The sequence below is a fragment of the Spirillospora sp. NPDC049024 genome (genome assembly GCF_040649235.1).
In the GTDB taxonomy this organism is placed as follows: domain Bacteria; phylum Actinomycetota; class Actinomycetes; order Streptosporangiales; family Streptosporangiaceae; genus Spirillospora.
Map to the genome: position 1 here is coordinate 131,426 of NZ_JBEZFD010000007.1, position 20,759 is coordinate 152,184.

Below are 20,759 nucleotides of genomic sequence, written 5' to 3' on the forward strand. Positions count from 1 at the left end.
CGAAGGACGCCCCCACCGCGAACGCGAGGCCAAGGGCCGCCAGGCCCGAAGGACGCCCCCACCGCGGACCCGAGGCCAAGGGCCGCCAGGCCCGAAGGACGCCCCCACCGCGGACCCGAGGCCAAGGGCCGCCAGGCCCGAAGGCCGGCAGGCACGGGGAGGGGCGCACCGACACCAGCCACCGCCGCAACCACGCGACAACCTGAATCCGTGGCGATCGCGTCCAAAGGCAGGTTCGAGCGAAGCAAGAACCTGATCGCGAAGCGAGCCGCAAGGCGAGACGAAGCGATGCCAGCGATCGCCCGCGTTTATCGACGATGGAGGGCCGCCAAGGCCCGAAGAAGGAGAAAAACGCAATTAAACAGAGCCCGCCTCCCCCTGGCGGTGGGGGGCGGGCTCTGCCGCGTACGACTGGCGGGCGTTACAGGGGGACGACCTGGTCGGCCTGCGGGCCACGGTTACCCTGCGTGACCTCGAACTGGACGCGCTGGTTCTCGTCCAGGGTGCGGTACCCGGAGCTCTGGATGGCCGAGTAGTGCACGAAGACGTCCGGCCCGCCGCCGTCCACGGCGATGAAGCCGAAGCCCTTCTCGGCGTTGAACCACTTCACGGTGCCCTGCTGGGGCATGTCTTTCTCCTTGCGGCAAAACCTGGGCCCACACCTCGCGGGCCCGTGCGGTCGCTGCGGAACGCTCTCGCCCCCGGTACGGTCCCGGAAAAGCCAAAACGCCCGCTGCCATCAGTTCGCGGGCGTCTGCACGATCGAGAACCACGACTGCAACCGACAGCCCCACCGTATCACCGCTTCCGCGTAAAGCGGAGGAGCCGCAACACTTGCGTTTCTCCTCTCGGCGAACCCTGCCGTTACCTGCCCGTTAAAGACTCCAACCCGTCTCGGTCAGGGTCTTGACAGCGTCCGTGGCGCCGGTGAGGCGGACCTTCGCGACGTCCCGGCGGCCCAGTGCCCACAGGACCAGTTCGCCTACCGGGCCATGTACGCGGACGGCTCCGCGGCCGCCGCCGGACACCCGGACGGCCCGCCCGTCGGGTTGGACGAAGGTTACCTCGACCTGAACTTTTCGTAGGACAAAGCGGGCAATTCTTATCCTTCGCCAGAGGAGTTCTTCGAGTTCCGGCGAGAGGTCGCGGGGCTCCCAGTCGGGACGCGCGCGCCGGATGTCCTCATGGTGAACAAAGAACTCGACGGCGTTGGCGTTTTTGTCGACTCCGGGAAGGGCGTAGGGCGAGAACTTCGGCGGCCCCTGCGCGAACCGTTCCACCAGCCGTTCGAACGGCACCGCGCGGGCCGTCCGCCGCCGTACGCGCTCGGTGTAGAACGACAGCGGGGGCAGCAGGATCCCGGGCGCGGCGTCGGGGCGCCCCTCGCGGACGACCAGATGGGCGGCCAGGTCGCGGGCGTCCCAGCCCGCGCACTCGGTGGGCGCGTCCGGACCCGCCTCGGCCAGCGCGGCGGCGAGCGCCAGCCGTTCGCGGCGGACCGGGCCGGGGGCCTCCGGGCCGGAACCGTCCCGCTTCGGGGCGGACGGCGCGGGGTCGTCCTCGGGCGTGCTCATCGACCGATCGTAGGCCGTGGCGGGCCGGCCGGGAATAAGCGCGCCGGCCGGATGGTAGGCAATATCCAGCCCCGCAAACCCCCCGGCGCGGTCGCGAGGGGGCCATTTCCCGGGTACCGCCGTGATCGAGGAGTCGCCGTGCCACCTGCGTCCAGACGCGTCAGTCCCCATGTCCTCCGGGAGGGCATGGGCGTCCTGTGGGTGGCGGTGAAGGCGGAGCCGCGGGTGTTCACGCTGTCGGTGCTCGCGAGCGCCCTGTACGCGGCGATGACCGTGGGGACCGCGCAGGTCCTGGGCTGGGCGACCGGCCACGTCGTACTGCCCGCGTTCGAGTCGGGGCACACGACCGCCGGGGCGCTGTCCGGGGCGGCGGCCCTCATCCTGGCGGTGGCGCTGCTGAAGGCGCTCGGCGTCGCGGGGCGCCGGTTCTACGCGGGGCTCATGCAGTACCGCCTGCAGGCGTCCTACAGGCGGGCGGTGACCCGGCAGTACCTGCGGCTTCCGCTGGCGTGGCACCACCGGCACCCGACCGGGCAGCTGCTGTCGAACGCCAACGCCGACGTCGAGGCGGTGTGGGCGCCGATCGCGCCGCTGCCGATGGCGGTCGGCGTCGTGTTCATGCTGCTGATCGCCGCGGTGTCGATCCTGTTCACCGACCTGGTCGTGGCCGGGGTCGGGTTCCTGGTGTTCCCGGCGGTGGCGCTCATCAACGTGGTGTACCAGCGGCGGCTGTCCCCGGTGGCGACGCGCGCGCAGCAGCTGCGCGCGGAGGTCAGCGAGGTCGCGCACGAGAGCTTCGAGGGCGGCCTGGTGGTCAAGACCCTCGGCCGGGAGGCGGCGGAGACGGAGCGGTTCGCCGAGCGGGCGCGGGAGCTGCGGGACGCCAACATCGCGGTCGGCCGCATCCGCGGGCTGTTCGACCCGGTGCTGGAGGCGCTGCCGAACCTCGGAGTGCTGGCCGTCCTGCTGATCGGGTCGCTGCGGCTGCAGTCGGGCGCGATGTCGCCGGGCGACCTGGTCAACGTCGCCTACCTGTTCACGCTGCTGTCGTGGCCGATCCGGGCGCTGGGCTGGGTGCTGGGCGAGGTGCCGCGCAGCGTCGTCGGGTGGAACCGCGTCCGCGGCGTCCTGGACGCGACGGGGTCCCTGCCGTTCGGGGACGCCTCGCTGGACGCGCCGGAGGGCGCGGCGACCGAGCTCCAGGTCCGGGAGGTCAGGTTCGCCTACGAGGACGCGAGCGGCGGGTCGGACTCGCGGCACCGCGTCCTGCACGACGTGTCGTTCGCCGCGTCGCCCGGCCGGACGATCGCGGTCGTCGGGCCGACGGGGTCGGGCAAGTCCACGCTCACCTCGCTGCTCGTACGGCTGGTCGACCCGGCCGACGGGTCCGTCCTGCTGGACGGCGTCGACCTCCGGGACGTGCGGCGCGGCGGGGTGGCGGCGACGGCGGCGCTCGTCCCGCAGCAGACGTTCCTGTTCGACGACACCGTGCGCGGCAACGTGACGCTCGGCCTCGACGTCCCGGACGAGCGGGTCTGGGAGGCGCTGCGGCTCGCCCAGGCCGAGGGGTTCGTCGCGGCCCTCGCGGACGGGCTCGACACGAGGGTGGGCGAGCGCGGGGCGACCCTGTCGGGCGGCCAGCGCCAGCGGCTCGCGCTGGCGCGGGCGCTGGTGCGGCGGCCCCGGCTGCTCGTCCTGGACGACGCGACGTCCAGCGTCGACCCGCAGGTCGAGGCGCGCATCCTGCAGAGCCTGCGGGAGGCCCAGACCGGCGAGTCCGGCGGCGCGACCGTCGTGGTGGTCGCCTACCGCAAGGCCACGATCTCGCTCGCCGACGAGGTCGTCTACATGGAGCACGGCCGCGTCATCGCGCGCGGCTCCCACACCGAACTGCTGGAGAGCTCCGAGGGCTACCGCAACCTCGTCAACGCCTACGAGCGGGCCGAGGCGGAGCAGGAAGCGGTCGAGGGCGGCGAGGAGGCCCTGGCATGACGGTGATCGACACGGCTTCGAAGCCGAGCAGCGCCCCCGGACTGAGCGACACCGCCGCGGAGGGCGCGATCAGCACGCTGCGGCGCGGGCTGCGGCTGAGCCCGGAGTTCCGGGCCGGCCTCGCCGGGACCCTGGCGCTCGCGCTGGTGTCGACGGCCGGGCGCGTGGTGGTGCCCGTCGCCGTCCAGCAGACGATCGACAAGGGGCTCGGGCGCCCGGACGGGCCCGACATCGCCTTCATCCGGACGGCGGTGCTGCTGTGCGCGGCGGCCGTGCTGGTGACGGCCGTGTGCGCGTACCTGATGAACGTGCGCCTGTACAGGACGTCCGAGGGCGGCCTGGCGTCGCTGCGGATCCGGGCGTTCCGGCACGTCCACGACCTGTCGATGCTCACCCAGAGCGGGGAGCGGCGGGGCGCGCTGGTGTCGCGGGTGACCGGCGACGTCGACCAGATCAGCCAGTTCATGCAGTCGGGCGGGCTGATGTTCATCGTGTCGATCGGGCAGCTGGTCGTCGCGAGCGTGCTGATGGTCGTCTACTCGTGGCCGCTCGCGCTGCTGGTGTGGGCGGCGTTCTTCCCGCTGGCGTTCGCGCTGCGCCGCTTCCAGCGGATCCTGTCGAGGGCGTACATGCGGGTGCGGGAGCGGATGGGCGACCTGCTGGCGGCGGTCAGCGAGTCGGTCGTGGGCGCCCCGGTGATCCGCGCCTACGCCTCGGAGGAGCGCACGGGCCGGCGGGTGGACGAGACCGTGGAGGCCTACCGGTCGGCGCAGACCCGGGCCCAGGCCATGGTCGCGCTCACGTTCCCTGTCAGCGAGCTGGTGGCGGCCTTCGCCACCGCCGCCGTCGTCATCGCCGGGACGCTGCTCGGCGTCGCCGGGGAGGTGTCGGCGGGGCGGCTCGTCGCGTTCCTGTTCCTGGTCACGCTGTTCGTCAGCCCGATGCAGACCGCCACCGAGGTCCTGAACGAGGCGCAGAACGCGATCGCGGGCTGGCGGCGGGTGCTCGGCGTCCTGGACACCGTCCCGGACGTGGCCGACCCCGGCGAGGCGGGCGAGACGCTGCCGCGCGGCCCCATCGAGGTGCGGTTCGAGTCGGTGGGGTTCGCCTACCCGGGCGGGCCGCCCGTCCTGCACGACGTGAACGTCGAGATCGCGCCGCGCAGCCGCGTCGCGATCGTCGGGCAGACCGGGTCGGGCAAGACGACGTTCGCCAAGCTCCTCACCCGGCTCATGGACCCGGTGTCCGGCCACGTCTTGGTGGACGGCGTGCCTCTCGACCGCGTCCGGTTCTCGTCGCTGCGCGAGCGGATCGTCATGGTGCCGCAGGACGGGTTCCTGTTCGACGCCTCGCTCGCCGACAACATCCGGTACGGGCGACCGGACGCGTCCGACGACGACCTCGTCCTCGCGCTGACGGAGCTGGGCCTGGCCGACTGGCTGGACGGCCTCCCGCAGGGCCTCGCCACGCCCGTGGGGCAGCGCGGCGAGTCGCTGTCGGCGGGTGAGCGGCAGCTCGTCGCGCTGGCCCGCGCCTACATCGCCGACCCGGACCTGCTCGTCCTGGACGAGGCGACCTCCGCGGTGGATCCGGCGACCGAGGTCCGGCTCCAGCGGGCGCTGGACGGCGTGACGCGGGGCCGCACGGCGATCTCGATCGCGCACCGGCTGTCCACGGCCGAGGCGGCGGACGAGGTGATCGTGTTCGAGGCGGGGCGGATCGTCCAGCGCGGCCCGCACGCCGAACTCGTCGCCGAGCCCGGCGTCTACGCCGATCTGCACGCGTCCTGGATCGCCCAGCGGAGCCTGTGACGGGTTCCACAGGGCGTCTTCCTGGGTAAACGCGGGCTAAAGCACTTGCCCGATATCTGGTTCGGTGCGCATTCTGCTGGGGTGAGCAACGAGGTCGTGTTGGAATCGGCGGGCACGCTGCACGGTCAACTGCAGCGTGGACTCGGAAGGGCCGCGCGCCGCGCGGCGGACACGCGCGGCGCGGGCGAGTACGTCTACGCCTGCGTCCGGCGTGATCCGCGCTGGGATCGGCAGTGCGAGTCGCGGCGGCTGTACTACGCCCGGTTGATGGTGGATCTGGAGCTGCCCGCGGGGCCGGTCGCGGAGCATCTGTTCGATCCGTCGGACCATACCGACCCCGACGAGTGGCGGGTGGACCTGGCGCTGGGCGTGCTCGCCGACCTGGTGCGGCTGAGCCGGCGGGAGGCGGCCGCGCCGCTGCGCCGGTACGCCGAGGAGGGCGCGCAGTGGTTCGACGCGGTCGCCGAGCTCATCGATCTCGAGGACCCGTCGCTCGCGGCCGGCCTGGACTCCCTGGTCGCGGCGCGGTGCGACGACGCCGACCTGGCGCTGCTGATCCCGGGCCGGTACAACCCGGTGATCGAGGCGTGGGCGGCGCGGCAGCCGCGGGTGGCCGAGGCGCTGGCGCGGCACCGGGAGGCGGGGCGGGCGGCGCGCCGCGCGATGGTCCCCGCCTCCGGCCGGGAGGGGCAGAGCGAGGCCGAGCTGCTCGACCTCGCGCGGCGCCGCGGCGAGGGCGCCATCGCGGCGATATTCGAGCTGGGCCGCCGCCGGACGCTCGCGCTGCTGGACCTCGCGGAGGAGCTGCTGCCCCAGCGGCCGAGCAGGTTCGGCGGCGCGGTGTGCCGGGCGCTGCGGGAGTACGGGCCGGAGACGCTGCCGCGGGCGCGGATGTGGGCCGCGGAGCGGGGCGGCTGCGCCGACATGGGGCTCCGCATCCTCGCCCGGTACGGCACCCGCCAGGACATCCCCCTGCTGATGGACGAGTTGAACGGCGCCGTCGCCCGGCGTGACTGGGCCGACGCCGCGAGCCCGATCGAGGGGCTGGGGCGCCTGCGCGCGGGCGAGGCCGTCCCGCTGTTGAAGACCGCTTGGACCGAGTCGACCTACGCCTATCTGAGACCCCGCATCCTGACCGCGTTGACGAGAACCGCCCCGCACACCGCCGAGTCCTACACCGTCGAAGGGCTGTGGGACTGCGAGGAGGGCGTGCGGGCCGAGGCCGCCCGGACCGCGCCGCTCACCCGCGAGACGTCGCTGCGGCTGCGGCGGCTCCACCACGACGACGCCGAGGACCCCGCCGTCCGCGCCGCCGCCGGCGCCCGCATGATGACCTGAACCGACCGGCGACCCGAGCCCGGCGGCGACCCGGGTCCTCCGGAGGCTGAGGCTGGATGAACCCTTTCGGGGTGGGGCGCGTATTGGTTCCTCGAATCGCGTGTCTCACCCCGGAGAGGAACAGCGATGGGTTCCCGACACCATCTCGGCCTGACGAGGCTCGGCCTCATGAAGACGCTGCCGCTGTGCGCCGCCGCGCTGACGCTGCCGCTGGCGGCCGGCTGCTCCGCGAAGTCGGACGCGGCGGGCGGCGGCAAGGCCGCGAAGCCGGCGAGCCTGGCGGAGCTGGCGCAGCAGACGGACTGCTCCCTGACCGGGAAGCGCAAGGTCAAGGATCTGGAGCAGGGGAACTGCAAGAACGCGACCGGGCGCTACGTCCTGCTGAGCTTCACCACCGACAGCGGCATGAACGCCTGGCTGGAGGAGGCCAAGCCCTGGGGCGGGACGTACCTGGTCGGGGCGCGCTGGGTGGTCGTCAGCCAGGAGCAGACGCTGGAGACGCTGCGCAAGGACCTCGGCGGCAAGATCGTCCAGGGGGACAACCACGGGCCGGACCACGGTTCGGGGCACGGCTGAGCCGCGCTCAGGCCCGGCCGGCCGCGCTTCCCTCGCTCGTGCCCTCCTCGCCCCGCACGAGCAGGACGCTCCAGCGCTCCAGGGCGGGGCCGACACGGGCCAGGACGCGCCGTCCCGCCAGCCCGCGCCGGACGATGCCCGGGTGCCACAGGGGGTGGCCCGGGCCGTCGACGACGACGCGGACGGCGGCGACGGGCAGCGTCCCCGCGCGCTCGGCGACGAGCGCCGACTCCATGTCCGCCAGCCGGGCCCCCTGCGCCGCGAGCAGCGCGCGCTCCGCGCCGCGGACGACGTGGTCGGTGGTGGCCAGGGGGCCGACCTGCGCGCTCAGCCCGTCCCGGATCAGCTCCTCGGCGAGCAGGCGCGGCGCGGCGCACGGCACCGCCTTCCCGCCCGCGCCGGGGCCGCGGATCTCGTCCGCGACGAGGACGTCGCCGGGCCGCAGCCGCTCGTCGAGCGCGCCGCCGAACCCGGCGACGACGAGGGCGGCGCAGGCGACCGGAAGCCGGTCGGCGCGCCGCGCCCGGTAGCCGACGACCACGACGGGCGTGCGGGTCAGGCCGCGCCGTAACGCGCGCGCCTCCATGCCGAGCGCGGCGCACACCACCGGGCCGAGCATCGGCGCGTCCTCGGCGTCCTCGCAGTCGTCCCCGGCCGTCCCTCCAGTGAAGTCCACCCGTCCAGCGAAACACGAGGTCATCCGGAGATCCAGCGCCATCACCGCGAGGGGCGACATTCGCACCGCGCGGATCCGCCTCGGGGAGGGCGCGGGCGGCAGCACCGCCCGCCTAGACTCCCCGGCATGACCTCGACCTCCTTTCCCCTTCGGCGGAAGCTGGCCGTACTTCCCTTCGTCCTGCTGCCCCTCGCAGCCGCGGCCGCGTGCGGCGGCGAGAACAGCAAGACCTCCTGCGACCTCAACTCGTGCACGGTGACCTTCGACCGCGGCGTCGAGGCGAGCGCGTCCGTCCTCGGGATGAAGGCCGAGCTGGTGAGCGTCCAGGGCGAGACGGTCACCCTCAGGATCGGCGGCCGGAACGTGACGGTGCCGGTCGGGGACGGGCAGCAGCAGGTCGAGGGGGTCGGCGTCTCGGTGCAGTCCGTCACCAAGGACCGGGTCGTCGTGAGGATCTCCAACAACGGCTGACCGGGTCTATGATTCGCTCATGCGTTCGATGAACGTGGCGGAGCGCCGGGCCCGGCTCGCGCTCCGCCACCGGCTCTGCCCACCGGCGAGGACCGACGACGTCCTCGAGATCGCCCGGTCGATGGTGGTCCTGCACGCCACGGACCCGGCCACCGTCTTCCTGTCGGTCGCGGCCCGCAGCCTCCACGCGGTCCCCGCGGCGGTGGAGAAGGCCCTGTACGACGACCGCGCGCTGCTGCGGATGCTCGCGATGCGCCGGACGATGTTCGTCGCCCCGACGGAGCTGGTCCCGGTCCTGCAGTCGTCCACGGCGAACGCGCTGGCGGCCAAGCAGCGCGCCACCTACGGCCGGCTGATCGAGCGCGGCAGCGACATCGCCGACGCGCGGGCCCTGTTCGCCGAGGCCGAGGAGGCCGCCCACCGGGCGCTGCTGGCGCGCGGGGCGGCGACGGGCGCGCAGCTCAGCGCCGAAGTGCCCCTGCTGCGGACGCAGGTCGACCCGGCGCCCGGCAAGTCCTACTCGCGGCCGACGAGCATCACGACCTGGGTCCTGGTCACGCTCGGCTGCGAGGGCCGCATCGTGCGGGGGCGGCCGAACGGGTCGTGGACGAGCAGCCAGTACATGTGGTCTCCCGTCGAGACGTGGCTTCCCGGCGGCGTCGAGGAGCTCCCCGCCGCCGAGGCCCGCGCCGACCTCGTCCGGCGCTGGCTGCGCGCGTTCGGCCCCGCCCCCGCCTCCGACCTGAAGTGGTGGACGGGCTGGAGCGCCGGCGACGTCAAGAAGGCCCTCGCGCTCCTGGACGTCACCGAGGTCGACCTCGGCGGAGGCACCGGTCTCGTCCTGTCCGACGACCTGGAGCCCGCGCCCGCGCCGGAGCCGTGGGCGGCGCTGCTGCCCGCGCTCGACCCGACCCCGATGGGGTGGCAGGAGCGCGGCTGGTTCCTCGGCGGCCACGGGCCGCTGCTGTTCGACCGCAACGGCAACGTCGGGCCGTCGGTCTGGTGGGACGGGCGCATCGTCGGCGGCTGGGCGCAGCGCAAGGACGGCGAGATCGCCGTCCGGCTCCTGGAGGACGTCGGCGCCGACGCCAAGGCCGCCGTCGAGCGGGAGGCGGCGCGCATGGCGGAGTGGTACGGCGACGTCCGCGCGACCCCCCGGTTCCGCACCCCGCTGGAGCGAGAGCTCACGGCCTGACGCGCCGGGCCGGTCAGAAGTAGGGGCCCGCGGCCGTCGCGGCCCTGCGCTTGGCGCCGCTGCGCCTGAGGATCGTGACGATGAACGCGACGGCGGCCAGGGCGCCGAGGCCGAGCGCGGCCAGCAGGGCGAAGCCGAGATACCCGTTGGCGCTGTCGTCCGGTGCCACGAGGACCGGCCCGTCGGCGCCCCGGCAGGTCAGCCGGGCGTCCCCCGACACCGGCGCCGTGAACGTGGCGGTGTAGCGGTAGGGGGCGCGGGCGGACGCGGTCCAGGAGTTCTTCCTCGTGAGCCGGACGGGTCCGGACCGCTCCCCCGCCTCGACCCGGCACGCGTACGGGGCCGCGCCGCCCTCGCGGACGTAGACGAAGTAGTCGTAGCCCTCCGTGAGCCGGACGATCACCCCGGACTCCGCGTCCCCCACGGCCACCGGGCCGCTCGCGACCTCCGAGTCGTCCCACAGGAGCCAGGCCGTCACCAAGAAGCCGATCACCGCGACCAGGACCAGGGCGATCGGCAGCGCGTACCAGCCGGCGCCGGGGCTGATGCGCTGCCTCCGCGGTGCCCATCCCGGCTCCGGCAGGCCGTGCGGGGGCTGCCCCGGCCCCGCGGGCGGCGGCCCCGCGGGCGGCGGTCCCATCGGCGGGTTGGACCCGGGCCACATGTCTTCTCCCCCGTGCGGAGCGCGTGTGCGGAAGGGTGACGATCCCCGGGAAACGATCCCAGAGAACCGTCCGCCCCGCCAGGCGGCGGCCTGTAAGGGGCCGCTGACCGAGGCGATGGGGCACGTCTGTAACGTCCCCCTGGACGAAGGAGGTGCATGTGGCGGCACTGCCCGGCCTGACCCCCGGGACGCTCCCGCCCGAGACCGCCGGGCTGCGGGCCCGGGTCCGGGAGTTCCTGGCCGAGACGCCCTTCACGGCCCGCTGCGACAGCTGGCTCACCGGCGCCGACCCCGCCTTCAGCCGCCTGCTGGGCGAGCGCGGCTGGCTGGGCATGACGCTCCCTGAGCGCTACGGCGGGCACGGGCGCTCGCCGCTGGAGCGGTTCGTGGTGATCGAGGAGCTGCTGGCCGCCGGGGCGCCGGTGGGGGCGCACTGGATCGCCGACCGGCAGACCGGCCCGTCCATCCTCGCCCACGGCACCGAGGAGCAGAAGAGGCGGTTCCTGCCGGCCATCGCGCGCGGCGAGTGCTTCTTCGCGATCGGAATGAGCGAGCCCGACTCCGGATCCGACCTCGCGTCGGTCCGGACCCGCGCCGAGCGCGACGGGGACGGGTGGCGGCTGCACGGCACCAAGGTGTGGACGAGCGGCGCCCACCTCGCGCACGCGATCCTCGTGCTGGCCCGGAGCGCCCCCCGCTCCCAGGACCGGCACGCGGGCCTCACCCAGTTCATCGTGCCGCTGCCCGACGAGCGCGTGGCGATCAGGCCGATCCGGGGGCTGTCCGGCGAGCACCACTTCAACGAGGTCGTGCTCGACGGCGCGTTCGTGCCGGACGCGCTCGTCCTCGGCCGTCCCGGGGACGGGTGGCGGCAGGTCACCGCCGAGCTGGCCTACGAGCGCAGCGGCCCCGAACGGCTGCTGAGCACCTTCATGCTCATCCGGCTCCTGCACGGCAGCGCCGGGAGCACCGGGGCGCGGCGGGCGCTCGGCGGGCTGACCGCGCGGCTGTGGGCGCTGCGGCAGGCGTCGCTGGCGGTCGCGGGCGCGCTCGCCCGGGGCGAGACCCCCGAGCTGGCCGCGGCCCTGGTCAAGGACCTCGGGACGCGGTTCGAGCGCGAGGTCATCGCGGTGGCGCGCGAGCACGCGGGCGTGGAGCCCGACCCCGGCTCCCCCGACCCGCTGGCCCGCGCGCTGGCGGAGTCGGTCGTCCAGGCGCCCGGGTTCACGCTGCGGGGCGGCACCAACGAGATCCTGCGCGGCATCGTCGCCCGCGGCCTGGGAGTGCGCTGATGGGGCTTCTGGAAGACACCGCGGACGAGATCCTCGCCGGCGGCGACCCGTGGCGGGCGCTGGAGGAGTCGGGCCTGACACTGGCGGGAGTGCCGGAGGAGGCGGGCGGCAGCGGCGGGGACCTCGCCGACGCCGCCGCCGTCCTGCGCGCGTCCGGATACCACGCGGCGAGCGTGCCGCTGGCCGAGACCCGGCTGGCCGGGCGGCTCCTCGCCGACGCCGGGCTGCGGGCGGCCCCCGGCGTCATGACCGCCGTGTCCGGCGAGGTGGAGGCGGTCGAGGCCGGCGACGGCCTCACCCTGAGCGGGACGTTCCGCCGGGTCCCCTGGGCACGCTCGGCGCGGTCCCTGGTCGTCCTCGGCGGCGGCCTCGTCGCCGTCGTCGATCCCGCGCACGCGGAGATCACCGAGGGCGCGAACGTGGCGGGTGAACCGCGCGACGATGTCGTCCTCTCCGCCGCCCCGGCGCAGGACGCGGCGCCGTGCGCGGTGGACGCGGCCGAGCTGCGGCGGCGCGGCGCGCTGGCGCGGGCCGTCCAGCTGACGGGGGCGATGGCCCGGGCGCTGGACCTGTCCGTCCGGTACGCGGGCGAGCGGGAGCAGTTCGGGCGGCCGATCGGGCGGTTCCAGGCCGTCCAGCAGATGCTGGCGGAGCTCGCCGGGGAGGCGACCGTGGCGGACGTCGCGGTGCGCGCGGCCGTCGCCGCCCACGGCGATCCGGTCGCGGTGGCGGCCGCCAAGGCGAACGCGTCGCGGGCCGCGGGCAGGGCGGCGGAGATCGCCCACCAGGTGCACGGGGCGCTCGGCGCCACCGAGGAGCACCCCCTGCGCCGGGTCACCCTGCGGCTGTGGTCATGGCGGGAGGAGTACGGGAACGAGGCCGCCTGGGCCGACGAACTCGGCGCCGCGCTCGCCGCCGCACCCGACCCGTGGGACCTCGTCACCGGGACCTGAACCTGCAGGCAGCGGCCCGTGTCGGCTACCTTACTAAGGAGTAGACAAGAGCGTTCGGAGACAGCGCGTTCGGAGCGAGCGGCGTTCGGAGACAGCAGCGTTCGGAGAGAGCAGCGTTCGGAGAGAGCCATGGCGCCTTGGGACCGACTGCCCGTCCCGCCGATCAGGCTGCCCCGGGGGCTGTCATGGCCCAGAGGGCTCCCCTGGCCGGGCGGGCTGCCGTGGCCCGGCGGGCTCTCCTGGCCGGTAGGGCTGGCCCCCTACACCGTCCAGCGCGACCTGCCGGTGGCCATGCCGGACGGGGTCACGCTCCTCGCCGACCGGTACGTGCCCATCGGGGTCCGGAAGCCGCCCACCATCCTCGTCCGGACCCCCTACGGGCGGCGCGGGCCCGCCGCCCTCGCCAACGGCCTGCTGTTCGTCCCGTTCGGTTTCCAGCTGGTCGTGCAGAGCGCGCGCGGGACCTCCGGGTCCGGCGGCGAGTTCGACCCCCTCGGCAGCGAGCGCGCCGACGGGCTCGCCACCGTCGAATGGCTGAAGCGGCAGCCCTGGTTCCACGGCTCGTTCGCCACGTTCGGGCCGAGCTACCTCGGCTACGCGGCGTGGGCGATCGCGGCCGAGGCCGGGCCCGAGCTGAAGGCGATGTCCCTGCAGATCACCGCTTCCACGTTCCGGGACGCCGCCTACGTGGGCGGGTCGTTCGCCCTGGAGTCCACGCTCACCTGGACCGATCTCACCCACCGGCAGCAGCGCCCGCTCGGCATGCTGACCGCGCCGCTGACGTCGCGGCGCCGCGTCCAGCGCGCCGCCCGCTCCGGCCGGCCCCTCGCCGAGCTGGACGTGGTGGCCGGGGGCGAGCCCATGCGCTTCTACCAGGACCTGCTGGAGGGCCACGGGGCCGCGAACGGCTACTGGGACACCCGCGACTTCAGCGGCACCGTCGGGGAGGTCGCCGCGCCCGCCACCCTCCTCGGCGGCTGGTACGACGTGTTCCTGCCCTGGATGATCAAGGACTATCTGTCGCTGCGCGCCGCCGGGCGCGCCCCGTACCTCACGATCGGGCCCTGGTGGCACACCGACGCGCGCCACGGCCTGCCCGCGATCCGCGAGTCGCTCGCCTGGTTCCGCGCCCACCTCCAGGGCGACCCGTCCGGGCTGCGGCGCGACCCGGTCCGCGTCTACGTCACCGGCGCCCGCGAATGGCGGCACTACCGCGACTGGCCCCCGCCGGGCATGCGGCAGACGCGCTGGCACCTGCACGCCGGCGGCGGCCTCGGCGAGGACGGCCCGCGCGGCGCCCGGCCCAGCGCCTACCGCTTCGACCCGGCCCGCCCGACGCCCGCGCTCGGCGGCCCCACCCTGCTCGGCAGCTCCCGCCCCGTCGACAACCGGCCGCTGGAGCGGCGCCCGGACGTCCTGGTGTTCACCTCGCCGCCGCTCGCCGACGACCTGGACGTCATCGGGCCGGTCGGCGCGGACCTGTTCGTCCGCTCCGACCGCGAGCACACCGACTTCGTCGTCCGGCTCTGCGACGTCTCCCCGGACGGGACGTCCCGCAACGTCTGCGAGGGCGGCCTGCGCCTGCCCGCCGCCACCGCCGTGCCCGCCGGCACCGAGGGGGTGCTCCGCCTCGTCGTCGACCTGTGGCCGACGGGCCACCGGTTCCAGCGCGGCCACCGCGTGCGCGTCCACGTCACCAGCGGCGCCCACCCCAAGGTCGCCGTCAACCCCGGCACCGGGGAGCCCATCGCCACCGCCGCGACGAGGATGGTCACCGCCCGGCAGGAGGTCTTCCACGACCCCGACCACCCGTCGGCGATCATCCTCCCCGTCGTGGAGCGCTCCCCGGAGGCCGCGGCTCCCGCTCCCGAGGAGGAAGCCACCTAGCGCCGCCGCCGGGGGCTCAGCTCAGCCGGGAGGCGATCGCCTTGGCGAACCTCTCCGCGCTGCCGGGCGCGTCGCGGAGGTAGAGGGCGGGTTCGGTCAGTTCGAGCTCGATGAGCATGGGGGTGCCGTCCGGGCCTGGGATCAGGTCAACGCGGGCGTAGAGGAGGTGCTCGCCGCCCGGGACGGCGGCCAGCGCGCGGGCCGCCACCTCCAGCTCGGCCCCGGTCGCCGTGGACGGGGTCACCTGCCCGCGCGTCGGGTCGTCCCGCACCCAGCCCTGGACGCCCGCTCCGGCGGTGAGGATCTGCGCCTTGCGGCCGGCGTGGCTGTACTCGCCGTCGCAGAAGACCAGCGCCGTCTCGCCGACCGTGTCGACCGCGGACAGGTACGGCTGGACCATCGCCGTCCGGCCCGCCTCGCGGAGCGACCGCAGGTGGGCGCGGGCGGCGTCCTCCTCGCCCGCCCCCCAGCGGGCGGTGTCGCCCGCCCCGATCGAGACGGCCGGCTTGATCACGTACTCCGGCCAATCGGACGGGATGTCGTCCGGGTCCCACAGGGTCGGGACGACGGGGACGCCCGCGGCGGCGATGTCGCGCAGGTAGCGCTTGTCGGTGTTCCACCGCACGATCGCGGCGGAGTTGAGGACGCGCGGCAGGCTCTCCGCCCACGCCGCGAACGCGTCCCGCCTTTCGGTGTAGTCCCAGGTGGAGCGGATGACGACCAGGTCGTACCTGGACCAGTCGACATCGGCGTCCCAGACGACGGGCTCGGCGTCCGCGCCTTCCGCGGCCAGGGCCGGGATCAGGTCCTGGACGTCGTCGCTTCCGTCGGGCAGCAGGGAGCAGGTCGCGAGAGCGATGGTCATGCGGGTGTTTCCGTCCTGCGGGGGGTTTCTACTTCAGCGAACCTGGTTGCCGGCCTCGCGCAGCGCGGCCTTGACCTCGGAGATCTTCAGGTCCCCGAAGTGGAAGACGCTGGCGGCGAGGACGGCGTCCGCGCCCGCCTCCACGGCGGGGGCGAAATGCTCGACCGCGCCCGCGCCGCCGCTGGCGATCACCGGGACGGTGACGGCCGCCCGGACGCGGCGCAGCATCTCCAGGTCGAACCCGGTCTTGGTGCCGTCGGCGTCCATCGAGTTCAGCAGGATCTCGCCGACGCCGAGCTCCTCGCCGCGGCGGGCCCACTCGATCGCGTCGATGCCGGTCCCCTTGCGGCCGCCGTGCGTGGTGACCTCGAAGCCGGAGGGGGTCCCCGCGGCGCGCCGGGCGTCCACCGACAGCACGACGCACTGCGAGCCGAACCGGTGCGCGGCCTCCCGGAGGAACTCCGGCCGCGCGATGGCCGCGGTGTTGATCGAGACCTTGTCGGCGCCCGCGCGCAGCAGCCGGTCGACGTCCTCGACGGTGCGGACGCCGCCCCCGACCGTCAGCGGGATGAACACCTGCTCGGCGGTGCGCCGCACCACGTCGTAGGTGGTGGAGCGGTCGGCGCTGGACGCGGTGATGTCGAGGAACGTCAGCTCGTCGGCGCCCTCGGCGTCGTAGCGGCGGGCCAGCTCGACGGGGTCGCCCGCGTCGCGCAGGTTCTGGAAGTTGACGCCCTTGACCACGCGCCCGGCGTCGACGTCCAGGCACGGGATCACCCGCACGGCGACGGTCACTTCACGGCCTCCAGGGCCTCTTCCAGCGTGAACGCGCCCGCGTAGAGCGCCTTGCCGACGATCGCGCCCTCCACGCCGAGGGGGACGAGCCCGGCCAGCGCGCGCAGGTCGTCCAGCGACGAGACGCCGCCGGAGGCGACCACGGGCTTGTCGGTGCGCGAGCAGACCTCGCGCAGCAGCTCGGTGTTGGGGCCGCGCAGCGTCCCGTCCTTGGTGACGTCGGTGACCACGTACCGGGGGCAGCCGTCGTCCTCCAGGCGCGCGAGGACCTCCCACAGGTCGCCGCCCTCGCGGGTCCAGCCGCGCGCGGCCAGCGTGGTGCCCCGCACGTCCAGACCCACCGCGATCCGCTCGCCGTGGGAGGCGATGATCTTGCGGCACCAGCCGGGGTCCTCCAGGGCGGCGGTGCCGATGTTCACGCGGGCGCACCCGGTGGCCAGGGCCGCCTCCAGCGACGCGTCGTCGCGGATGCCGCCGGACAGCTCGACCTTCACGTCCAGCTTCCCGGTCATCTCGGCGAGCAGCTCCCGGTTGGAGCCGCGCCCGAACGCCGCGTCGAGGTCGACCAGATGGATCCACTCCGCGCCCGCCTCCTGCCAGGCGAGCGCCGCCTCCAGCGGCGCGCCGTAGGAGGTCTCGGTGCCGGCCTCGCCCTGCACCAGCCGGACGGCCCGGCCGTCGGCGACGTCGACGGCGGGAAGGAGCGTCAGAGTCATGCGGAAAACCTATCGAGGCAGATGGGACGGGGTGCTCAGGTGGGCGGGTGCTCAGTCCAGGGTGGCGAGCCAGTTGCGCAGCAGGTGGGCGCCGGCGTCGCCGGACTTCTCCGGGTGGAACTGGGTGGCGCACAGCGGGCCGTTCTCCACTGCGGCGACGAAGCGGTCTCCGTGCTCGGCCCAGGTGACCAGGGGCGCCGGGATGGTGCCGGTCGGGTCGGACTCCAGGTCCCAGCTGCGGGCGGCGTAGGAGTGGACGAAGTAGAAGCGCTCGCCGCTCAGGCCCTCGAAGAGCGCGGAGCCTTCGGGGGCGTCGACGGTGTTCCAGCCCATGTGCGGGACGACCGGGGCGTTCAGGCGGTCGACCGTGCCGGGCCACTCGTCGCAGCCCTCGGTGGTGACGCCGTGCTCGATGCCCTTGGAGAACAGGATCTGCATGCCGACGCAGATGCCGAGGACGGGGAGCCCGCCCGCGAGGCGGCGGCCGATGATCTGGTCGCCGTGCACCGAGCGCAGCCCGGCCATGCAGGCGGCGAACGCGCCGACGCCCGGGACCACCAGGCCGTCGGCGGCGAGCGCGGCGTCCCGGTCGGCGGTGACGGTCACGTCCGCGCCGGCGCGGGCGACGGCGCGCTCGGCCGAGCGCAGGTTGCCCGAGCCGTAGTCCAGGATGACGATCTTCTTCACGGCAGGACCACCCTCACGACCACATCACTCCCCCGGCGAACGCCAGCCCGGCCAGCACCAGCAGCAGCAGCGCGGCGATCTTGAGGCCCTGCTTCACGAAGCTGTACACGCCCGCCAGCAGGAACACCGCGATCGCGAAGATCGCCACGGTGCCGTAGGTGAGGTGCAGGTCGCCGATCTCCACGGTTACAGCGCCCCCTTGGTCGAGGGGATGCCGTGCACCTTCGGGTCGAACGCCACGGCGTCGCGGAGCGCGCGGGCGAGCGCCTTGAACTGGGCCTCGACGATGTGGTGGGCGTTGCGCCCGTAGGGGACGTGGACGTGCAGGGCGACCTGCGCGTTCGACACGAACGACTCGAGGATGTGCCGGGTCATCGTGGTGTCGTACTCGGGGCCGATCATCGGCGCCATGCCGTCCGGTTCCACGTGCACGAGGTAGGGGCGTCCGGAGACGTCCACGGTCACCTGGGCGAGGGCCTCGTCGAGCGGGATGGAGGCGTCGGCGAAGCGGCGGATGCCGGCCTTGTCGCCGAGCGCCTCGCGGAACGCCGCGCCGAGCGCGATCGCGGTGTCCTCGATGGTGTGGTGGCTGTCGATGTGCAGGTCGCCGGCGGTCTTGACGGTCAGGTCGAACGACCCGTGCTTGCCGAGCTGCGCCAGCATGTGGTCGAAGAACCCCACACCGGTCGCGACGTCGACCTGCCCGGTGCCGTCGAGGTCGATCTCGACGAGGACCTGGGTCTCCTTGGTCCCGCGCTCGACTCGTCCCTTGCGCGTCACAGACTCTCCTCACGGTTCTCGGCGCCGCCGTCCTCTTGGGCGCGGCTCTCGGTGCCCGCTCCCCGCACCTGCCGGAGCGCGGCGCGGAAGGCGGCCATCTCCTCGGGGGTGCCGACGCTGACCCGCAGCCACTCGGGCGGCCCCACCTCCCGGATGAGCACGCCGTGGTCGAGCAGGCCCTCCCAGACGCGGCGGCGGTCCGGGAACGTCCCGAACAGGACGAAGTTGGCGTCGGAGTCGGCGACCCGGAGCCCCTCGGTGCGCAGCCACGCGACGAGGTCGTCGCGCTCGCGGCGCAGGGCCTCGACGCCGCCGAGCAGCTCCTCGCCGTGGGCGAGGGCGGTGCGCGCGACGGCCTGGGTGACGGCCGACAGGTGGTAGGGCAGCCGGACGAGCAGCAGCGCGTCGATCACGGCGGGCTCGGCGGCCAGGTAGCCGAGCCGGGTCCCGGCCATCGCGAACGCCTTGGACATCGTCCGGGTGACGATCAGGCGCGGGTGGCCGTCCAGCAGCGTCAGCGCGGACGGGGTGCCCGCCCGGCGGAACTCGGCGTACGCCTCGTCGACCACGACCATGCCCGGCGCGGCCGCGAGGACGGCCTCGATCGCGTCGAGGGGCAGCGCCGTGCCGGTCGGGTTGTTGGGCGAGGTCAGGAACACGATGTCGGGCCGGTGCTCCTCGACGGCCGCGACGGCGCGCCCGGGTTCGAGGCCGAAGTCCTCGTCGCGGACGGCGTTCACCCAGCGGGTCCCCGAGACCTCGGTGATGATCGGGTGCATCGAGTAGGACGGCTCGAAGCCGAGCGCGGTGCGGCCCGCCCCGCCGAACGCCTGCAGGATCTGCTGGATGATCTCGTTGGAGCCGTTCGCCGCCCAGACCCGGTCGGCGGTGAGGCCGGCGCCGGGCGTGTCGGTGTTCAGGAAGGCCGCGAGGTCCTCGCGGAGCGCGACCGCGTCGCGGTCGGGGTAGCGGTTCAGCGACCCCGCGACGTCCATGACGGCCTCGCCGAGGGCCTTCACGAGGCGCTCGGACGGCGGGTAGGGGTTCTCGTTGGTGTTCAGCGCGTACGGGACGGCCAGCTGCGGCGCGCCATAGGGCTCCCGGCCGCGCAGGTCGTCCCGCAGCGGCAGGTCGTTGAGCGAGGTCACGAAGGGATCTCCCAGTCGAAGCGGGCCTTGAGCGCGGCGCCGTGGGCGGGCAGGTCCTCGGCCTCGGCGAGCGCGACGACGCGCGCCGTGGCGCCCGCGAGGGCCTCGCGGTCGTACTCGACGACGTGGACGCCGCGCAGGAAGGACTGGACCGACAGGCCGGAGGAGTGGCAGGCGCACCCGCCGGTCGGCAGGACGTGGTTGGACCCGGCGAGGTAGTCGCCGAGCGACACCGGCGCGTGCCGTCCCACGAAGATCGCCCCGGCGTTGCGGACGCGGGCGGCGACCGCGGCGGCGTCGGCGGTGTGGATCTCCAGGTGCTCGGCGGCATAGGCGTCCACGACCCGCAGGCCCTCGTCGACGCCGTCGACGAGGACGATGCCGGACTGCCGCCCGGCCAGCGCCTCGGTGATCCGCTCGATGTGCCTGGTCCGCGCGACCTGCGCCTTCAGCTCGGCCTCGACCTCGTCGGCGAGCCGCACCGAGTCGGTGACCAGGACGGCGGCGGCGAGCGTGTCGTGCTCGGCCTGGCTGATCAGGTCGGCGGCGACCTCCACCGGGTCGGCGGTGCCGTCGGCGAGGACCGCGATCTCCGTCGGGCCGGCCTCGGCGTCGATGCCGATCACGCCCTTGAGCAGCCGCTTGGCGGCGGCGACGTAGACGTTGCCGGGCCCGGTGACCAGGTCGGCGCGGGGGCACTCCTCGGTGCCGTAGGCGAACATCGCGATCGCCTGCGCGCCGCCCGCCGCGTACACCTCGTCGACGCCGAGCAGCGCGCACGCGGCGAGGATCGACGGGTGCGGCAGCCCGCCGAACTCCTTCTGCGCGGGCGAGGTAACGGCGAGGGAGCCGACGCCCGCCTCCTGCGCGGGCACGACGTTCATGACCACGCTGGACGGGTAGACGGCGCGGCCGCCCGGCACGTACAGGCCGACGCGCCCGACCGGGATCCACCGCTCGGTGACGGTGCCGCCGGGGACGACCTGCGTGGTGACGTCGGTGCGGCGCTGGGCCCGGTGCACGGCCCGGGCGCGGCGGATGCTCTCCTCCAGCGCGTCGCGGACGGCCGGGTCGAGGCCGGCGAGCGCCCGGTGCACGGCCTCCACCGGGACCCGGACGCGCTCCAGTTCGACCCCGTCGAACTTGCCGGTGTACTCCCGTACCGCCGCCGAGCCGCGATGGCGCACGTCCTCGCAGATGGGCCGCACCTTGTCCAGGGCGGCCTCGACGTCGAGTTCGGCGCGGGGCAGCACGGAGCGCAGGTCGCCGGGAAGCGAGCCGCGCAGGTCGATACGGGAAATCACCCGCCCAGTCTACGGAGTGCCCTCGGTCCCTCGCG

General features: G+C 74.4%; 21 protein-coding genes. 9 read left to right on the top strand and 12 right to left on the bottom strand.

Translation table 11 applies throughout. From position 1 onward, the window contains the following. Positions 1–421: 421 nt before the first annotated feature. Both AB0C21_RS15185 and AB0C21_RS15190 read right to left on the bottom strand, forming a co-directional pair. Positions 422–628, bottom strand: coding sequence for a cold-shock protein (locus AB0C21_RS15185; RefSeq protein WP_018657218.1), 207 nt, complete (start codon positions 626–628; stop codon positions 422–424). Between the two features lie 247 nt (positions 629–875). Then, a complete protein-coding gene (locus AB0C21_RS15190) occupies positions 876–1,574 on the bottom strand; it encodes a TIGR03085 family metal-binding protein (RefSeq protein WP_500204733.1) in 699 nt (232 codons plus the stop codon). Between the two features lie 186 nt (positions 1,575–1,760). Between AB0C21_RS15190 and AB0C21_RS15195 the strand changes: the two genes are divergently transcribed. From AB0C21_RS15195 to AB0C21_RS15210, 4 genes are all read left to right on the top strand, one after another. Continuing rightward, on the top strand, positions 1,761–3,566 hold the full coding sequence (locus AB0C21_RS15195) for an ABC transporter ATP-binding protein (RefSeq protein ID WP_500204956.1): 1,806 nt from the start codon (positions 1,761–1,763) through the stop codon (positions 3,564–3,566). Next, positions 3,563–5,377: an ABC transporter ATP-binding protein gene (locus tag AB0C21_RS15200; protein ID WP_500204735.1), complete on the top strand. Its 1,815-nt coding sequence runs from the start codon at positions 3,563–3,565 to the stop codon at positions 5,375–5,377. Before AB0C21_RS15195 ends, AB0C21_RS15200 begins: the two co-directional genes overlap by 4 nt. Before the next feature lie 81 nt (positions 5,378–5,458). Beyond that, a complete protein-coding gene (locus AB0C21_RS15205; RefSeq protein WP_500204737.1) occupies positions 5,459–6,715 on the top strand; it encodes a hypothetical protein in 1,257 nt (418 codons plus the stop codon). A gap of 126 nt (positions 6,716–6,841) precedes the next feature. Beyond that, positions 6,842–7,291 carry a hypothetical protein gene (locus AB0C21_RS15210; protein ID WP_500204740.1) on the top strand — a complete coding sequence of 150 codons (450 nt, stop codon included), beginning with the start codon at positions 6,842–6,844 and terminating at the stop codon, positions 7,289–7,291. 7 nt (positions 7,292–7,298) lie between these two features. Here the strand turns inward: AB0C21_RS15210 and AB0C21_RS15215 are convergent, their stop codons facing one another. Then, positions 7,299–7,967, bottom strand: a complete 669-nt coding sequence (locus tag AB0C21_RS15215) for a phosphorylase family protein (RefSeq protein ID WP_500204743.1) — start codon at positions 7,965–7,967, stop codon at positions 7,299–7,301. A 126-nt stretch (positions 7,968–8,093) separates the two neighbouring features. On the opposite strand from AB0C21_RS15215, the gene AB0C21_RS15220 reads away from it, so the two are divergent. Beyond that, positions 8,094–8,438: a hypothetical protein gene (locus tag AB0C21_RS15220; protein WP_500204745.1), complete on the top strand. Its 345-nt coding sequence runs from the start codon at positions 8,094–8,096 to the stop codon at positions 8,436–8,438. A 19-nt stretch (positions 8,439–8,457) separates the two neighbouring features. Beyond that, on the top strand, positions 8,458–9,633 hold the full coding sequence (locus AB0C21_RS15225; RefSeq protein ID WP_500204746.1) for a winged helix DNA-binding domain-containing protein: 1,176 nt from the start codon (positions 8,458–8,460) through the stop codon (positions 9,631–9,633). A gap of 13 nt (positions 9,634–9,646) precedes the next feature. Here the strand turns inward: AB0C21_RS15225 and AB0C21_RS15230 are convergent, their stop codons facing one another. Further along, the gene (locus AB0C21_RS15230; RefSeq protein ID WP_500204748.1) at positions 9,647–10,297 is read right to left on the bottom strand and encodes a hypothetical protein; all 651 of its coding nucleotides are present in this window, start codon (positions 10,295–10,297) and stop codon (positions 9,647–9,649) included. A 158-nt stretch (positions 10,298–10,455) separates the two neighbouring features. Here AB0C21_RS15230 and AB0C21_RS15235 point away from each other — a divergent pair, with 158 nt between their 5' ends. The 3 genes from AB0C21_RS15235 (at position 10,456) to AB0C21_RS15245 (ending at position 14,429) form a co-directional block, all read left to right on the top strand. Continuing rightward, positions 10,456–11,589: an acyl-CoA dehydrogenase family protein gene (locus AB0C21_RS15235; protein ID WP_500204749.1), complete on the top strand. Its 1,134-nt coding sequence runs from the start codon at positions 10,456–10,458 to the stop codon at positions 11,587–11,589. After that, positions 11,589–12,542, top strand: coding sequence for an acyl-CoA dehydrogenase family protein (locus tag AB0C21_RS15240; protein WP_500204750.1), 954 nt, complete (start codon positions 11,589–11,591; stop codon positions 12,540–12,542). Before AB0C21_RS15235 ends, AB0C21_RS15240 begins: the two co-directional genes overlap by 1 nt. Before the next feature lie 129 nt (positions 12,543–12,671). Further along, positions 12,672–14,429 carry a CocE/NonD family hydrolase gene (locus AB0C21_RS15245; protein ID WP_500204751.1) on the top strand — a complete coding sequence of 586 codons (1,758 nt, stop codon included), beginning with the start codon at positions 12,672–12,674 and terminating at the stop codon, positions 14,427–14,429. 16 nt (positions 14,430–14,445) lie between these two features. Here AB0C21_RS15245 and AB0C21_RS15250 read toward each other — a convergent pair whose 3' ends face one another. Genes AB0C21_RS15250 through hisD form a run of 8 tightly spaced genes read right to left on the bottom strand, consistent with a single transcriptional unit; the run spans position 14,446 to position 20,724 of the window. Continuing rightward, complete coding sequence (locus AB0C21_RS15250) at positions 14,446–15,294, bottom strand: ATP-grasp domain-containing protein (RefSeq protein ID WP_500204753.1); 849 nt, start codon at positions 15,292–15,294, stop codon at positions 14,446–14,448. 33 nt (positions 15,295–15,327) lie between these two features. Further along, complete coding sequence (gene hisF, locus AB0C21_RS15255; protein WP_149257262.1) at positions 15,328–16,089, bottom strand: imidazole glycerol phosphate synthase subunit HisF; 762 nt, start codon at positions 16,087–16,089, stop codon at positions 15,328–15,330. Further along, positions 16,086–16,805 carry a bifunctional 1-(5-phosphoribosyl)-5-((5-phosphoribosylamino)methylideneamino)imidazole-4-carboxamide isomerase/phosphoribosylanthranilate isomerase PriA gene (gene priA, locus AB0C21_RS15260; RefSeq protein WP_500204756.1) on the bottom strand — a complete coding sequence of 240 codons (720 nt, stop codon included), beginning with the start codon at positions 16,803–16,805 and terminating at the stop codon, positions 16,086–16,088. The genes hisF and priA overlap by 4 nt, the downstream gene beginning before the upstream one ends. A 51-nt stretch (positions 16,806–16,856) precedes the next feature. Next, positions 16,857–17,492 (bottom strand): imidazole glycerol phosphate synthase subunit HisH, encoded by a 636-nt coding sequence (hisH, locus tag AB0C21_RS15265; RefSeq protein ID WP_500204758.1) that lies wholly within the window; start codon positions 17,490–17,492, stop codon positions 16,857–16,859. 13 nt (positions 17,493–17,505) lie between these two features. Next, on the bottom strand, positions 17,506–17,676 hold the full coding sequence (locus AB0C21_RS15270; protein WP_200841663.1) for a CG2302 family histidine operon protein: 171 nt from the start codon (positions 17,674–17,676) through the stop codon (positions 17,506–17,508). 2 nt (positions 17,677–17,678) lie between these two features. Then, entirely contained in the window at positions 17,679–18,272 is a 594-nt protein-coding gene (gene hisB, locus AB0C21_RS15275; RefSeq protein ID WP_149257265.1) for an imidazoleglycerol-phosphate dehydratase HisB, read from the bottom strand. Next, positions 18,269–19,420 (bottom strand): histidinol-phosphate transaminase, encoded by a 1,152-nt coding sequence (locus AB0C21_RS15280; RefSeq protein ID WP_500204763.1) that lies wholly within the window; start codon positions 19,418–19,420, stop codon positions 18,269–18,271. The genes hisB and AB0C21_RS15280 overlap by 4 nt, the downstream gene beginning before the upstream one ends. Beyond that, positions 19,417–20,724 (bottom strand): histidinol dehydrogenase, encoded by a 1,308-nt coding sequence (gene hisD, locus AB0C21_RS15285; protein ID WP_500204765.1) that lies wholly within the window; start codon positions 20,722–20,724, stop codon positions 19,417–19,419. Before hisD ends, AB0C21_RS15280 begins: the two co-directional genes overlap by 4 nt. Positions 20,725–20,759 lie beyond the last annotated feature (35 nt).

Bases quoted from the DNA above. Each gene is read 5' to 3' on its own strand.
- AB0C21_RS15185 (WP_018657218.1), bottom strand. From the start codon at position 628: ATGCCCCAGCAGGGCACCGTGAAGTGGTTCAACGCCGAGAAGGGCTTC.
- AB0C21_RS15190 (WP_500204733.1), bottom strand. From the start codon at position 1,574: ATGAGCACGCCCGAGGACGACCCCGCGCCGTCCGCCCCGAAGCGGGAC.
- AB0C21_RS15195 (WP_500204956.1), top strand. From the start codon at position 1,761: ATGGGCGTCCTGTGGGTGGCGGTGAAGGCGGAGCCGCGGGTGTTCACG.
- AB0C21_RS15200 (WP_500204735.1), top strand. From the start codon at position 3,563: ATGACGGTGATCGACACGGCTTCGAAGCCGAGCAGCGCCCCCGGACTG.
- AB0C21_RS15210 (WP_500204740.1), top strand. From the start codon at position 6,842: ATGGGTTCCCGACACCATCTCGGCCTGACGAGGCTCGGCCTCATGAAG.
- AB0C21_RS15220 (WP_500204745.1), top strand. From the start codon at position 8,094: ATGACCTCGACCTCCTTTCCCCTTCGGCGGAAGCTGGCCGTACTTCCC.
- AB0C21_RS15225 (WP_500204746.1), top strand. From the start codon at position 8,458: ATGCGTTCGATGAACGTGGCGGAGCGCCGGGCCCGGCTCGCGCTCCGC.
- AB0C21_RS15230 (WP_500204748.1), bottom strand. From the start codon at position 10,297: ATGTGGCCCGGGTCCAACCCGCCGATGGGACCGCCGCCCGCGGGGCCG.
- AB0C21_RS15240 (WP_500204750.1), top strand. From the start codon at position 11,589: ATGGGGCTTCTGGAAGACACCGCGGACGAGATCCTCGCCGGCGGCGAC.
- AB0C21_RS15245 (WP_500204751.1), top strand. From the start codon at position 12,672: ATGGCGCCTTGGGACCGACTGCCCGTCCCGCCGATCAGGCTGCCCCGG.
- AB0C21_RS15250 (WP_500204753.1), bottom strand. From the start codon at position 15,294: ATGACCATCGCTCTCGCGACCTGCTCCCTGCTGCCCGACGGAAGCGAC.
- priA (WP_500204756.1), bottom strand. From the start codon at position 16,805: ATGACTCTGACGCTCCTTCCCGCCGTCGACGTCGCCGACGGCCGGGCC.